At 66.5% G+C, this 14,820-nt stretch carries 13 protein-coding genes; 11 read left to right on the top strand and 2 right to left on the bottom strand.

Annotated features, from left to right (window positions below; translation table 11 throughout):
• Both mnmA and AB4Y43_RS05975 read left to right on the top strand, forming a co-directional pair.
• Entirely contained in the window at positions 1-1,197 is a 1,197-nt protein-coding gene (mnmA, locus tag AB4Y43_RS05980) for a tRNA 2-thiouridine(34) synthase MnmA (protein ID WP_368727223.1), read from the top strand.
• A 246-nt stretch (positions 1,198-1,443) separates the two neighbouring features.
• Positions 1,444-3,051, top strand: a complete 1,608-nt coding sequence (locus AB4Y43_RS05975; protein WP_368727222.1) for an FMN-binding glutamate synthase family protein — start codon at positions 1,444-1,446, stop codon at positions 3,049-3,051.
• 91 nt (positions 3,052-3,142) lie between these two features.
• Here the strand turns inward: AB4Y43_RS05975 and AB4Y43_RS05970 are convergent, their stop codons facing one another.
• The gene (locus AB4Y43_RS05970) at positions 3,143-3,754 is read right to left on the bottom strand and encodes a glutathione S-transferase C-terminal domain-containing protein (protein ID WP_069268450.1); all 612 of its coding nucleotides are present in this window, start codon (positions 3,752-3,754) and stop codon (positions 3,143-3,145) included.
• A 271-nt stretch (positions 3,755-4,025) separates the two neighbouring features.
• On the opposite strand from AB4Y43_RS05970, the gene AB4Y43_RS05965 reads away from it, so the two are divergent.
• From AB4Y43_RS05965 to AB4Y43_RS05925, 9 genes are all read left to right on the top strand, one after another.
• Positions 4,026-5,432, top strand: a complete 1,407-nt coding sequence (locus tag AB4Y43_RS05965; protein WP_368727288.1) for an aminopeptidase P N-terminal domain-containing protein — start codon at positions 4,026-4,028, stop codon at positions 5,430-5,432.
• A 51-nt stretch (positions 5,433-5,483) separates the two neighbouring features.
• Positions 5,484-6,773: a UbiH/UbiF/VisC/COQ6 family ubiquinone biosynthesis hydroxylase gene (locus AB4Y43_RS05960; RefSeq protein ID WP_368727221.1), complete on the top strand. Its 1,290-nt coding sequence runs from the start codon at positions 5,484-5,486 to the stop codon at positions 6,771-6,773.
• Between the two features lie 191 nt (positions 6,774-6,964).
• Positions 6,965-8,032 carry a tRNA dihydrouridine synthase DusB gene (dusB, locus tag AB4Y43_RS05955; RefSeq protein WP_342947656.1) on the top strand — a complete coding sequence of 356 codons (1,068 nt, stop codon included), beginning with the start codon at positions 6,965-6,967 and terminating at the stop codon, positions 8,030-8,032.
• On the top strand, positions 8,029-8,262 hold the full coding sequence (locus tag AB4Y43_RS05950; protein WP_028216158.1) for a Fis family transcriptional regulator: 234 nt from the start codon (positions 8,029-8,031) through the stop codon (positions 8,260-8,262). Before dusB ends, AB4Y43_RS05950 begins: the two co-directional genes overlap by 4 nt.
• Before the next feature lie 70 nt (positions 8,263-8,332).
• Positions 8,333-9,898, top strand: a complete 1,566-nt coding sequence (purH, locus tag AB4Y43_RS05945) for a bifunctional phosphoribosylaminoimidazolecarboxamide formyltransferase/IMP cyclohydrolase (protein ID WP_368727220.1) — start codon at positions 8,333-8,335, stop codon at positions 9,896-9,898.
• A 181-nt stretch (positions 9,899-10,079) separates the two neighbouring features.
• On the top strand, positions 10,080-10,622 hold the full coding sequence (gene ruvC, locus AB4Y43_RS05940; RefSeq protein ID WP_028201962.1) for a crossover junction endodeoxyribonuclease RuvC: 543 nt from the start codon (positions 10,080-10,082) through the stop codon (positions 10,620-10,622).
• 107 nt (positions 10,623-10,729) lie between these two features.
• A complete protein-coding gene (gene ruvA, locus AB4Y43_RS05935; protein ID WP_069268447.1) occupies positions 10,730-11,311 on the top strand; it encodes a Holliday junction branch migration protein RuvA in 582 nt (193 codons plus the stop codon).
• A gap of 99 nt (positions 11,312-11,410) precedes the next feature.
• The gene (gene ruvB / locus AB4Y43_RS05930) at positions 11,411-12,487 is read left to right on the top strand and encodes a Holliday junction branch migration DNA helicase RuvB (RefSeq protein ID WP_069268446.1); all 1,077 of its coding nucleotides are present in this window, start codon (positions 11,411-11,413) and stop codon (positions 12,485-12,487) included.
• 37 nt (positions 12,488-12,524) lie between these two features.
• The gene (locus tag AB4Y43_RS05925) at positions 12,525-13,469 is read left to right on the top strand and encodes an oxygenase MpaB family protein (RefSeq protein ID WP_368727219.1); all 945 of its coding nucleotides are present in this window, start codon (positions 12,525-12,527) and stop codon (positions 13,467-13,469) included.
• Positions 13,470-13,555: 86 nt separating this feature from the next.
• Here AB4Y43_RS05925 and AB4Y43_RS05920 read toward each other — a convergent pair whose 3' ends face one another.
• Positions 13,556-14,707, bottom strand: a complete 1,152-nt coding sequence (locus AB4Y43_RS05920) for a branched-chain amino acid ABC transporter substrate-binding protein (protein ID WP_368727218.1) — start codon at positions 14,705-14,707, stop codon at positions 13,556-13,558.
• Between the last annotated feature and the right edge of the window lie 113 nt (positions 14,708-14,820).

Raw genomic sequence — 14,820 nt, 5'->3', positions numbered from 1 at the left:
ATGAGCAAACGTAAGGTCGTAGTAGGCATGTCGGGCGGCGTCGATTCGTCGGTTACCGCATGGCTGCTCAAGGAGCAGGGATTCGACGTCGTCGGTCTCTTCATGAAGAACTGGGAAGACGACGACGACGGCGAGTACTGCTCGACGCGTCAGGACTGGATCGACGTGGTGTCGGTCGCGGACCTGATCGGCATCGACGTCGAGGCCGTGAACTTCGCCGCCGAATACAAGGACCGCGTGTTCGCGGAGTTCCTGCGCGAGTATTCCGCGGGGCGCACGCCGAACCCGGACGTGCTGTGCAACGCCGAGATCAAGTTCAAGGCCTTTCTCGACCACGCCATGTCGCTCGGCGCGGAAACGATCGCCACGGGCCACTACGCCCGCGTGCGCCAGAACGAGAGCAACGGACGCTTCGAACTGCTGAAGGCGCTCGACCACACGAAAGATCAGTCGTACTTCCTGCATCGACTGAACCAGGCGCAGCTTTCGAAGACGATGTTCCCGCTCGGCGAGATCCCCAAGACGAAGGTGCGCGAGATCGCCGAAAAGATCGGCCTGCCGAACGCGAAAAAGAAGGATTCCACAGGAATCTGCTTCATCGGCGAGCGGCCGTTCCGCGACTTCCTCAACCGCTATCTGCCGACCCAACCCGGCCCGATGACGACGCCCGACGGCAAGGTGGTAGGCGAGCATATCGGCCTCGCGTTCTACACGTTCGGGCAACGCAAGGGCATTGGCCTTGGCGGCAGCAAGGACGGCAGCGGCGATCCGTGGTTCGTGGCGGGCAAGGACATGGCCTCGAACACGCTCTACGTCGTGCAGGGCCACGATCATCCGTGGCTGCTCGCGCACGAGCTGCGCGCAGGCAACGTGAGCTGGGTGGCGGGCGAGCCGCCGGCGCAGGACCATGCATGCGGCGCGAAAACGCGCTATCGCCAGGCCGATGCGCCCTGCTCGTTCCATACCGCAGACGAATTCGGCGCGGGCCAGTTCACGCTGCGTTTTCCCGACGCGCAATGGGCCGTGACGCCCGGCCAGTCGGCGGTGCTCTACGACGGCGACGTTTGCCTGGGTGGCGGCATCATCGAGGCGGTAACGACGCTCGCGCCGCACGTGCCCGCCGTGCTGCCGCCCGAAGCGCCGAAGAAAAGGAAGCGCGTCCCGCGCAAGAAGCCTGCTGCGGCGACGGCCGCGTGACGCAAGCTGCGTCAGGCAAAACGTAAGAGAACACCGCGCGGCGCCCTGGGCGCCGCGTTTTTTATCCGACTTTTGAAGCCTCCCACAGGCCGCTCGAACGACACTGCCCGCTTGCCTGCCAGTTTCACGAACTTGCGGCATCATTCCCGCAAGCCGCGCCCAGCAATCGCGCGGCTCACGCGCGCCGCCCCTTCACAAGAGGAGAGCGGGCGCGCGCATTACATCAAGTTCGAGGAGTTCCCCCCAATGTTTTCCCGACGTTATCTCGCCATGTGGGGCGCGGTGCTGCTGCTCGCGGCCTGTGCCGCCGCTGCCGCGCTCCATCGCCTGTCGTGGTACTGCATGATCGTGCCCGCGCTGCTCGTCGCGCTCGGCCTCTACGACATGTTCCAGGAGCGCCACGCGATCCTGCGCAACTACCCGATCTGGGGTCATCTGCGCTTCCTGTTCGAGTTCGTGCGGCCCGAGATCCGCCAGTACTTCGTCGAGGACGACACCGACGAAAAGCCGTTCTCGCTCGCCCAGCGCAGCCTCGTCTACCAACGCGCGAAGAACGCTGTGGACAGCCGCCCGTACGGCACCGAACTCGACGTGAAGGCCGTGGGCCACGAGTGGATCAGCCATTCGCTCGCGCCGACGAAGCTCGCAGGCAGCGACTTCCGCGTGCTCGTGGGCACCAACCGCGCGCAACCGTACTCGATGTCGATCTTCAACATCTCGGCGATGAGCTTCGGCGCGCTGTCCGCGAATGCCATCCGCGCGCTCAATATGGGCGCGAAGAAAGGCGGCTTCGCGCACGACACCGGCGAAGGCTCGATGTCGAAATATCACCGCGAAAATGGCGGCGACATCATCTGGGAGATCGCCTCGGGCTACTTCGGCTGCCGCAACGACGACGGCACCTTCAGCGCCGATAAATTCCAGCGCCTCGCGAACGAGCCGCAGGTGAAAATGATCGAGGTGAAGCTCTCGCAAGGCGCGAAGCCTGGCCACGGCGGCATGCTGCTCGCGGCCAAGGTCACGCCCGAGATCGCCGAAACGCGCGGCATTCCCATCGGCAAGGATTGCGTCTCGCCTGCGCGCCACTCGGAGTTCTCCACGCCGCGCGGCCTGCTCGAATTCATCGAGCGCCTGCGCAAGCTCTCGGGCGGCAAACCCACGGGCTTCAAGCTGTGCATCGGCCATCCGTGGGAGTTTTTCGGCATCGCCAAGGCGATGCTGGAAACCGGCATCCTGCCCGACTTCATCGTCGTGGACGGCGCGGAAGGCGGCACGGGCGCAGCGCCGCTCGAGTTCACCGATCACATCGGCACGCCCCTGCAGGAAGGGCTGCTTCTCGTGCACAACACGCTCGTGGGCATCGGCCTGCGCGACAAGATCAGGATCGGTGCGAGCGGCAAGATCATCACGGCGTTCGATATCGCGCGCACGCTCGCAATCGGCGCGGACTGGGTGAACTCGGCGCGCGGCTTCATGTTCGCCGTCGGCTGCATCCAGGCGCAGAAGTGCCACTCGGACCGCTGCCCCACCGGCGTCGCCACGCAAGACCCCGTGCGCCAGCGCGCGCTGGACGTGCCGGACAAGGGCGAGCGCGTCTTCAACTTCCACCACAACACGCTGCACGCGCTGCAGGAGCTGATTCAGGCCGCGGGTCTCGCGAGCCCATCGGATCTGCGCGCGCATCACATCGTGCGGCGCGTGTCGTCGTATGAAGTAAAGCTGATGTCGGAACTGCTCAAGTACCTGAAGCCCGGCGATCTGCTCGAAGGCCGCTATCGCTATCAGCTGTACGAGAAGTGGTGGCCGGTTGCACGCAGCGATTCGTTCGCGCCGGCCGAGGAAAAGATCGTCTGAGGAAGGCGATCCGCGGCTTGAACGAAAACGCCCGACGGCACACCATGCCGTCGGGCGTTTTGTTTAAGTCACCCAGCAGATCAGCTGGACGTCAGCCTTGCGGCACCGTGTCGACGAACGATTGACGCTGCGAAAGCTTCTCGAAGTGGCGCGCGAGATTCGGATGCGCCTCGCGCCAGTTCAGCTCCGGCATGCGGAAGTCGAGATAGCCGAGTGCGCAGCCCACGGCAATATCCGCGATCGTGTAGCGGTTGCCCGCGCACCACGGGTTGCCGTCGAGCCCCTTGGCCATCGCGGCGAGGCTCTCGTGGATCTTGCGCTCCTGGCGCTTCACCCACGCCTCGTTGCGCTGTTCCGGCGTGCGTTGCGTGCCTTCGAGGCGGATCAGCACGGTGGCGTCGAGCATGCCATCGGCGAGCGCCTCCCAGCAACGCACTTCAATGCGCTCACGTCCTGCGGGCGGGATGAGCTTGGCCACGGGCGAGAGCATGTCGACGTACTCGCAGATCACGCGCGAGTCGAACACGGCCTCGCCGTCATCCATCACGAGACACGGAACCTTGCCGAGCGGGTTGAAATCGTGAATCGCCGTTTCCTCGCCCCACACGTTTTCGAGCACCAGCTTGTAGTCGATTTTCTTTTCGGCGAGCGTGATCCGCGCCTTGCGGACATACGGGCTGCCGAGCGAACCGATAAGTTTCATACCACCTGCCTTTTCTGGAATCCGGCCGAAGTATACGTTGGATTGGTAATTTTCTGACGCGCCGTCTGTTGCAGTGCAGGATTTTTCCTACAAATGATGTCAGCAAGAGACAACACCCGGCCATAGCGGCGCGCGGGTGGGGTCACCGCGAGCCAGCGCGCGCCTTTGTAGCCAGCGCTACAATCTCACGATGGACTCGACCCTCAAGCAAAGCGCCCCGGCCGCCTCGAGCGAAGCCCAACCTGCGGCCAGCGTGGCCGACGCAGCCGACATGCAGCGCGGCCCCGACGGCGGCGCGGCGCTCTATCGCGCGCGCCGCGAACGTGTGCTTGCAGCGCTGCGTGCGCAGGGCGGCGGTGTCGCGCTCGTGCCGACCGCGCCCGAAGCGCTGCGCAACCGCGACGCGGACTATCCGTATCGGCACGACAGCTACTTCTACTACCTCACCGGCTTCACCGAGCCCGAGGCGCTGCTCGTGCTCGACGCGAACGCGGGCGAGAACCAGCCCGCCGCCATTCTGTTCTGCCGCGCGAAGAACGTTGAGCGCGAAACGTGGGAAGGCTTTCGCTTCGGTCCGGACGCCGCGCGCGAAGCGTTTGGCTTCGACGCTGCGTTCCCTGCCGACGAACTCGATGCGCGCATCCCGCAGTTCATCGCCAACCGTCCGGCGCTGCACTACGCGCTCGCGGCCTCCGATCGCTTCGACGCGCAGGTGAAGCGCTGGATCGACGCGGTGCGCGCGCAGGGGCGCAGCGGCGTCACGGCGCCGGCCGCCGCGTACGACCTGCTGCCGCTGCTCGACGACATGCGCGTGATCAAGGATGCGCACGAACTCGACACGATGCGCCGCGCCGCAAAAATTTCGGCGCTCGCGCACGTTCGCGCGATGCAGACATGCCGGCCCGGCATGCGCGAGTACGAGATCGAGGCGGAGTTGCTCTACACGTTCCGCAAGCACGGCGCGCAGGCGCCCGCCTACGGCTCGATCGTCGCGGCAGGCGCGAACGCGTGCGTGCTGCACTACCCAGCGGGCAACGCGGTGGCGCGCGAAGGCGACCTCGTGCTGATCGACGCCGCGTGCGAGTTGAACGGCTATGCCTCGGACATCACCCGCACCTTCCCCGCGAGCGGCCGCTTCACGAGCGCGCAACGCGAGCTGTACGACATCGTCCTCGCCGCGCAGCAGGCCGCGATCGACGCCACGCGCGCCGGCGTGAATTTCGAGGCGCCGCATGATGCCGCGGTGCGCGTACTCGCGCAGGGGTTGCTCGATACCGGCATCATCGACCGGCAGCGTTTTGCGAGCGTCGACGACGTGATTACCGAGCGCGCCTACGCGCGCTTCTATATGCATCGCACCGGGCACTGGCTCGGCATGGATGTGCACGACGCGGGCGACTACAGGGAACGCGGTGAACGCGGCGTTGCGGCAAGCACCGAAAAGCCCGACGCCCCGCCGCCGTGGCGCACGCTGCGCGCCGGCATGACGCTCACGATCGAGCCGGGTCTCTACATCCGCGCGGCCGAGGACGTGCCCGAGCGCTACTGGGATATCGGCATCCGCATCGAGGACGACGCCATCGTCACCGAAACGGGCTGCGAGCTGATCACGCGCGGCGTGCCCGTTGCCGCCGATGAAATCGAAGCGCTCATGCAGGGCGCGCAACGCGGCGCCTGACGCAGACGGAAACGCAGACGCGAAGATTCCACACGAAGCGAAGCAAACGACATGAACGCAGTTTCCGGCAGCGCGAACGACACTCCCACCGGCGCGAACGCGCCCGCTCAATTCGACCACGATGTGACGATCGTCGGCGCGGGGCCGGTAGGTCTCGCGCTCGCAGGTTGGCTCGCGCGGCGCAGCGCCACGCAAGGGCTCTCGATTGCGCTGATCGACGCGCGCGAACCCGAGGACAGCGCCGGCGATCCGCGCGCCATCGCCGTTTCGCAGGGCAGCCGCACGCTGCTCGAAGCGCTCGCGTGGCCGCACGACGCGACGCCCATCGAGCGCATCCATGTTTCGCAGCGCGGCCATTTCGGGCGCACGCTGATCGACCGCCACGATTACGACTTGCCCGCGCTCGGCTACGTGGCGCGCTACGGCGCGATCGTTCAGGCGCTTGCGCAGGCCGTGCGCGGCACGCGGGTGCACTGGCTGCATCACACGCAGGCGCACGATCCCGTCGTGGAGAACGACGGCGTGACGCTGCCGGTCGTGAGCGCGGGCGTCGAGCGCCATCTGCGCACGCGCATCCTCGTGAACGCCGAGGGCGGCCTGTATCGCACGCCGCCGCCACGCCACGCGCAAGACGATGCAGAAGAGGCCGACGAAGCCGATGCCAAGGCCGCACTGCCGGCCGCCGAAACCAAACGCACGCGCGACTACGGGCAAACGGCGCTGGTCGGCGTGGTGACGCTAGCTGCCCCGCAACCGCACGTCGCGTGGGAGCGCTTCACGAGCGAAGGCCCGATCGCGCTCCTGCCGATGGGCGGCGTGCGCGGCGCGGATTACGCGCTGGTGTGGTGCTGCTCCCCGGCGCAGGCCGAGCGCCGCGCGCAGCTTTCGGACGCCGATTTCCTCGCCGAACTCGGCGTGGCGTTCGGGGCGCGCATGGGCCGCTTCACGCATGTTCACGGCCGCGCGGCCTTTGCGCTCGGCCTGAACGCGCTCGACGCCCTCGTTTGCGGCCACGGCCGCATCGCGGCGGTCGGCAATGCGGCCCAAACACTGCATCCCGTGGCGGGCCAGGGTCTCAATCTCGGTCTGCGCGACGCCCACGCGCTCGCCGATTCGCTCGCGCAGCACGGTGCCACGCCGCGCGCACTCGCCGAGTTCGCCGGCCGTCGCGCGTTCGACCGCCGCATGACGATCGGCGCGACGGATACGCTCGCCCGCTTGTTCACCGTCGATTTCGGCCCACTCGCCACGCTGCGCGGGCTCGCGCTCACGGCGCTCGAATTCGCACCGCCCGTGAAGACGGCGCTCGCGCGGCAGATGATGTTCGGGCAGCGGAGTTGAGGCGAACTAAGGGTCGCATCGCTTTTCTTTGAGCGCGGCAACGCCGCTCCGGGACAAGACCAGGGTCCGCGCAGCGCGACCTCGCATCCCGCTTACGCTAAAATGTGCGTTTCCCCTTTTTCAAGTTCACGCCGATCGCCGCGCCGGCCGGATTGCCATCCGGGTCGCGGTACCGGCCTCGCCCGCGCGTCATGTTCACTATCGGCCGTCACACCTTGCGTAACAACCTGTTCGTCGCCCCCATGGCGGGTGTCACGGACAGGCCGTTCCGCCAGCTGTGCAAGCGCCTCGGCGCGGGCTATGCGGTCTCCGAAATGGTCGCGTCCAACGCGCAGCTCTGGAAGAGCGAAAAGACCATGCGCCGCGCCAATCACGCGGGCGAAGTGGAACCGATCTCGGTGCAGATCGCCGGGGCCGATCCGGAAATGATGGCCGAAGCCGCGCGCTACAACGTCGCGAACGGCGCGCAGATCATCGACATCAACATGGGCTGCCCGGCCAAGAAGGTCTGCAACGTCGCGGCCGGCTCGGCGCTCTTGCAGAACGAGCCGCTCGTCGCGCGCATCGTCAAGGCCGTGGTCGACGCCGTGGGCGTGGGCCCCGACGCCGTGCCCGTCACGCTCAAGATCCGCACGGGCTGGGACCGCGACAACCGCAACGCACTTACCATCGCGCGCATTGCCGAAGAAAGCGGCATTGCCATGCTCACCGTGCACGGCCGCACGCGCGCCGATCTCTATCACGGTGAAGCGGAGTACGAAACGATTGCCGCGGTGAAGGCCGCCGCGCGCATTCCGGTGGTCGCGAACGGCGACATTACGTCGCCGCAAAAGGCGCGCGAGGTCCTCGCACTCACGGGCGCCGACGCCATCATGATCGGCCGCGCGGCGCAGGGGCGCCCGTGGCTGTTCCGCGAAATCGAGCATTTCCTGGCGACGGGCGAGCAGCTGCCGGCCCCGCGCGTAGACGAAATCCAGTCGATCATGAACGAGCATCTGGAGGACCACTACGCTTTTTACGGTGAATTTACGGGCGTGCGTACTGCGCGCAAGCATATCGGCTGGTACACTCGCGGCCTTTGCGGCGCCAATACGTTCCGGCACCGCATGAATACGCTGGACACCACGCGCGAGCAGCTCGTCGCCGTCAATCAGTTCTTCGACGAACAGAAGGCGCGCTCTGAGCGCCTCGTCTACGTCGACGACGAGAACAACGACAGCGACGGCAGCGACGAATCAACCGATCGACTGGCAGCATGAGCAAGCACAACATCGAACAATCCGTCCGCGAGAGCCTTGGCATCTACTTCCAGGACCTCGACGGCAGCAATCCGCACGACGTCTACGAAATGGTGATGGCGTGCGTCGAAAAACCGATGCTCGAGGTGGTGCTCGAGCAGGCAGGCGGCAATCAGTCGCTCGCCGCCGAGTATCTCGGCATCAACCGCAACACGCTGCGCAAGAAGCTCCAGCAGCACGGCCTGCTGTAACGCCGCTGCGTTTTTCTGGACCTTCGGCGCAGCCCCCTCGATCTCTCGGCAATCTACCTCGTTACCCATCATGATCAGGCAAGCGCTCATCTCCGTTTCCGATAAGGCCGGCATCGTCGACTTCGCGAAGTCGCTGTCGGACCTCGGCGTCAAGATCCTCTCGACCGGCGGCACCGCGAAACTGCTCGCGGACGCGGGCCTTTCCGTCACCGAAGTGGCCGACTACACCGGCTTCCCGGAAATGCTCGATGGGCGCGTGAAAACGCTGCACCCGAAGGTGCACGGCGGCATCCTCGCGCGCCGCGACCTGCCCGAGCACATGGCCGCGCTCGAAAAGCACGACATCCCGACGATCGACCTGCTCGTCGTGAACCTCTACCCGTTCGTCCAGACGATCTCGAAGGAAGAGTGCTCGCTCGAAGACGCAATCGAGAACATCGATATCGGCGGCCCGACCATGCTGCGCTCGGCGGCGAAGAACCATCGCGACGTGACCGTGGTGGTCGACCCGGCCGACTACGCGAAAGTGCTGGAAGAAATGCGCGCGAACGGCAACAGCGTGAGCTATGCCACGAACTTCCGCCTCGCGACCAAGGTGTTCTCGCACACGGCGCAATACGACGGCGCGATCACGAATTACCTCACGAGCCTCACCGAAGCGCTCGAGCACAAGTCGCGCAACACCTACCCGGCCGTGCTGAACCTCGCGTTCGACAAGGTCCAGGACCTGCGCTACGGCGAAAACCCGCACCAGAGCGCCGCGTTCTACCGCGACCTCACGACGCCCGCCGGCGCGCTCGCGAACTACACGCAACTGCAGGGCAAGGAACTGTCGTACAACAACATCGCCGACTCGGACGCGGCATGGGAATGCGTGAAGACGTTCGACGCCCCGGCGTGCGTGATCATCAAGCACGCGAATCCGTGCGGCGTGGCGATCGGCGCGAACGCGCTCGAAGCCTACTCGAAGGCGTTCCAGACCGACCCGACCTCGGCGTTCGGCGGCATCATCGCGTTCAACCGCGAAGTGGACGAAGCTGCGGCGCAGGCTGTCGCCAAGCAGTTCGTCGAAGTGCTGATCGCGCCGTCGTTCTCGGAAGCCGCGAAGGCCGTGTTCGCCGCGAAGCAGAACGTGCGTCTGCTCGAGATCGCGTTGGGCGACGGCCATAACGCATTCGATCTGAAGCGCGTGGGCGGCGGCCTGCTCGTGCAATCGCTCGACGCGAAGAACGTGCAGCCGCACGAACTGCGCGTGGTGACGAAGCGCCACCCGACGCCGAAGGAAATGGACGACCTGCTGTTCGCATGGCGCGTCGCGAAGTTCGTGAAGTCGAACGCCATCGTGTTCTGCGCGAACGGCATGACGATGGGCGTCGGCGCGGGCCAGATGAGCCGCGTGGACTCGGCGCGCATCGCCAGCATCAAGGCCGAAAACGCGGGCCTCAAGCTCGCGGGCACGGCAGTCGCCTCGGACGCGTTCTTCCCGTTCCGCGACGGCCTCGACGTGGTGGTGAACGCGGGCGCGACCTGCGTGATCCAGCCGGGCGGCTCGATGCGCGACGACGAAGTGATCGCCGCCGCCGACGAGCACAACATCGCGATGGTGATGACGGGCATCCGCCACTTCCGTCACTGATCTTCGCCGCACTGGTTGCGTGCGACGCGTGAGCTCGCGTCGCTTGTGCAAAGCCCGCCGGACTTGCGTCTCGCGGGCTTTTTCTTTGCGCGGCGCGCCTCGTTCGCCCGCGCCTTCAAGGCTCGCGGCATCTGTGCCGTTCGTTGTACCATCGCAGGCACATCCGTCTTTCCCGCATTTCATGAGAATTCTCGGCATCGACCCCGGCTTGCGCGTCACCGGCTTCGGCGTGATCGAACGTCACGGCCATCAGCTCACGTACGTCGCAAGCGGCGTCATCCGCACCGCCGATGCCGATCTGCCCACGCGCCTCGGCACCATCTTCGAGGGCGTTTCCACGCTGATCCGCCAGCACGCGCCCGACCAGGCCGCAATCGAAAAGGTCTTCGTCAACGTCAATCCGCAGTCGACCCTGCTGCTTGGGCAAGCGCGCGGCGCGGCCATCTGCGGGCTGGTGTCGGGCGGCGTACCGGTGGCCGAGTACACCGCGCTGCAGCTCAAGCAGGCCGTGGTGGGCTACGGACGCGCGACCAAGGAACAGATGCAGCAGATGGTCGTGCGCCTGCTCGCCCTCACCGGCACGCCCGGCACCGACGCCGCCGACGCGCTCGGCATGGCGATCTGCCACGCGCACGGCGGCGACGCCCTCGCCACGCTCGGCGGGCTCGCGCCTGCGCTCGCGAAGAAGGGCATGCGGGTACGCCGCGGACGGTTGATCGGCTGAATACGTGGCCGATGCGCCTGGCCGGGCGGCGAACGTTCGGGCCGCGCGCTCCGGACTGCCCTGCCCTCCGCTACACTCTTGAGCTTTCCCTCATCACAGAACCCGCCATGATCGGTCGCATTGCCGGCGTATTGCTGGAAAAGAACCCGCCGCACCTGCTCATCGACTGCAACGGCGTCGGCTACGAAGTCGACGTGCCGATGAGCACGTTCTACAACCTGCCCGGCACCGGCGAGAAAATCGTGTTGCTCACGCAGATGATCGTGCGCGAAGACGCGCATCTGCTCTTCGGCTTCGGCTCGCATGAGGAGCGCTCGACGTTTCGCGAGCTGCTCAAGATCAGCGGCATCGGCGCACGCATGGCGCTCGCCGTGCTTTCCGGCATGAGCGTGAATGACCTCGCGCAAGCGGTCACGCAGCAGGACGCGGCGCGTCTCACGCGCGTGCCCGGCATCGGCAAGAAAACGGCCGAGCGCCTGCTGCTCGAACTCAAGGGCAAGCTCGGCGCGGACCTCGGCGCGATGGCCGCCGCCGCTTCGCCTTCCGACCACGCGAACGACATCCTCAACGCGCTGCTTGCGCTCGGCTATTCGGAGAAGGAAGGGCTGGCCGCGATCAAGAACGTGCCCGCCGGCACCGGCGTTTCGGAAGGCATCAAGCTCGCGCTCAAGGCGCTCTCCAAGGCCTGATCGCCCTCGCGCACGCTCGAGGCTGGCTGTTAGTTGCGGTGCCATCGTGATGCCCGGGGCGGCCCCGCCGCCGCAGAGTCTGCGCGGTACAATCGCTGCATGATCGAAACCGACAAACTCGCCGCCAACCACGCCGGCGCCGACCGCGTGATCGCCGCCACGCCCGCCTCGACTCACGAGGAAGCGTTCGAACGCGCGTTGCGCCCGCGCCAGCTCGACGAATATGTCGGCCAGGAAAAGGTGCGCGGCCAGCTCGAGATCTTCATCGAGGCTGCGAAGCGCCGGTCCGAACCGCTCGACCACGTGCTGTTGTTCGGCCCGCCGGGCCTCGGCAAGACCACGCTCGCGCATATCATCGCGCGCGAAATGGGGGTCAATCTGCGGCAGACGTCGGGCCCCGTGCTGGAGCGCGCGGGCGATCTCGCGGCCCTGCTCACCAACCTCGAAGCCAACGACGTGCTCTTCATCGACGAAATTCACCGGCTCTCGCCGGTCGTCGAGGAAATCCTGTATCCGGCGCTCGAGGACTACCAGATCGACATCATGATCGGCGAAGGACCGGCCGCGCGCAGCGTGAAGCTCGACCTCCAGCCGTTCACGCTGGTGGGCGCGACCACGCGCGCGGGGATGCTCACGAACCCGCTGCGCGACCGCTTCGGCATCGTCTCGCGCCTCGAGTTCTACAACGCCAGCGAGCTTTCGCGCATCGTGCAGCGCTCGGCTTCGCTGCTCGGCGCGCAGATCCACCCGGACGGCGCGCTCGAAATCGCACGCCGCTCGCGCGGCACGCCGCGTATCGCCAACCGCCTGCTGCGCCGCGTGCGCGATTACGCGGAGGTGAAGGCCGACGGCGCGATCACCGCGAAGGTCGCCGACGCCGCGCTGCGCATGCTCGACGTCGATCCCGTGGGCTTCGACCTGATGGACCGCAAGCTGCTCGAAGCCATCCTGCACAAGTTCGACGGCGGTCCGGTAGGCGTGGACAACCTTGCCGCCGCCATCGGCGAGGAACGCGACACGATCGAGGACGTGCTCGAACCGTACCTGATCCAGCAAGGCTATCTGCAGCGCACGCCGCGCGGGCGCGTAGCCACGCAACTGAGCTACCGCCACTTCGGCCTCACGGTGCCGGACGACGCGTCGGCGGGCGGCGACTGGGAACCGGACGCGTCGTAGGGCGCGCAAGCCCCAACGCAGCGCGAGCGAGAGCACGATGTCCGATCACGCCGGCCTCCCTCCCAACGCGCCTGAACCGACCGGCCTTGCCGGTCAGCTCGTGCGCCGCCTGCGCATGACGCTCGCCGAAAACATCACGCATCTCACCACGGGCAGCGGCCCGAAACTCGATTACTCGAATCCGCCGGGCGACCCGGGCCTCTTCGGCCCCGACGCCGTTTGCTGGAAGGTCCACGCCGATTTCGCCGCGATGATGGCGGGCGGCGTCAGCGCGCTGCTGCTGCAGGCGCTGCATCCGCTTGCGCTCGCCGGTGTGTGGGACCATTCGACCTTTCGCATCGACATCCTCGGGCGCCTGCGGCGCACCGCGACCTTCATCGCCGGCACGACTTACGGCAGCCGCGCCGACGCGCTGGCGCTGATCGAACGCGTCAAACGGATCCACCTCGCCGTGACGGGCACCGCACCCGATGGCCGTCCCTATCGCGCGAGCGATCCTGCTCTGCTAACCTGGGTGCACGTGGCCGAAGTTTCGAGTTTTCTCGGCGCGTATTTGCGCTTCGTGAATCCCGCGCTGCCCGGTGAGATGCAGGATCAGTACTACGCCGAAGTCGCGCGCATTGCCGAACTGCTCGGCGCCGCGAAGGTGCCGCGCTCGCGCGCCGAAATCGCTGCGTATCTGCAATCGATGCAGCCCGAACTCGTCGCGAGCGACCGCACGTTCGAAGTGGTGCGCGTGCTCATGCAAGCGCCCGCGCCGCGCCCGGGGATGCGCCCCGCTAGCGCGCTGATCAGGAACGCAGGCATCGACCTGTTGCCGCCCTTTGCGCAGCAGATGCTCGGCTTCGACTCGTTCGCCTTCGCGCGCCGCGCCATGGTCCAGCCCGGCATGCTCGCCGTCGCGCCGGTCTTGCGCTGGGCACTCGTCAACGGCGTCTCGAAACGCGCGCGGCGGCGGGCCGCGGCGCAAGCCGCGAAATAAGCGCTACGGAATAAAAAACGGCCAACCCTGCGCAGATTGGCCGTTTCATGTGCGGCGCGCCGAAGCGGCTGCGCGCGACCGCGTGCTTACATCTTCACCACGTCGAGCAGCGTTTTCTTGCCGCCCTTGTAGTTGTAGAGCGAGATCACGCCGTGCTTGAGGTCGCCCTTCGAATCGAAGGTCGTCTCGCCAATCACACCCTTGTAGTCGGTGCCCGGGATCTGCGCGAGGATCTTCGCGTGGTCGATGGAGTTCGCGCGCTTCATCGCGTCGACGACGATGTACACCGCGTCATACGTGAACGGCGCATCGAATTCGATCGGGTGACCGAAGCGCTTTTGGTACTTCGCCGCGAACGCCGCGCCGCCGTTCATACGCTCGACCGCCATGCCGGCCTGCGAGCAGACGATATTGTCCGTCGCCGCGCCCGCGAGGTCCGCGAGGCTTTCCGTGCACACGCCGTCGCCCGACAGCACTTTCGCGCGCAGACCGAGCTGGCGGGCCTGCTTTGCGAACGGGCCGCCCGTGGCGTCCATGCCGCCGTACATGATGGCGTCGGGGTTCTCGCCCTTGATCTTCGTGAGGATCGCGCGGAAATCGACGGCCTTATCGTTGGTCGCGTCGTGCGAGAGCACCTTCATGCCGAGCGACTTCGCCGTCTTCTCGAACTCGTTCGCGAGGCCCTGGCCATAGGCGGTCGAGTCGTCGACCACAGCCACGGTCTTCACGTTCAGGCTCTTGGCCGCATAATCGGCGAGCGCAGGGCCTTGCTGGGCGTCGGTCGCGACCACGCGGTACGTGGTCTTGAAGCCCTGCTGCGTGTACGAAGGATTGGTCGACGACGGCGAGATCTGCACGATTCCGGCGTCGCTGTAGATCTTCGATGCCGGGATCGACGCGCCCGAGTTCAAATGGCCGATCACCGCCACGACCTTGTCGTCTACCAGCTTCTGCGCGACCTGGGTGGCCTGGCGCGGGTCGGCGGCGTCGTCCTGGGCGTCGAGCGCGAGCGTGATCTTCTGGCCGTCGATCGTCAGGCCCTTGGCATTGATTTCCTCGATGGCGAGGCGCGCGCCGTTCTCGTTGTCCTTGCCGAGGTGGGCCGAACCGCCCGTGAGCGGACCGACGTGGCCGATCTTGACGACCTGGTCGGCCGACGCCGTGTTGCTGGCCGACAGCGCTGCGAGCGCCATGACCGCTGCGCTCACCGGCAGCAGCTTGTGAAGCTTGAACGTCATTGAACTTTCTCCTGCGTGTTTTCTTGGAATACCCGTACCTTCGGCACGCGGCCTCACGCTTGTCATGCGCGCGCGTCCCTCTTCAACGCAGGGCCGGGCCTGGAGCCCGGTGG

The sequence above is a fragment of the Paraburkholderia sp. BR10872 genome (assembly GCF_040965835.1).
GTDB classification, from domain to species: domain Bacteria; phylum Pseudomonadota; class Gammaproteobacteria; order Burkholderiales; family Burkholderiaceae; genus Paraburkholderia; species Paraburkholderia nodosa_A.
This window is presented reverse-complemented; position numbering and strand designations above follow the sequence as displayed.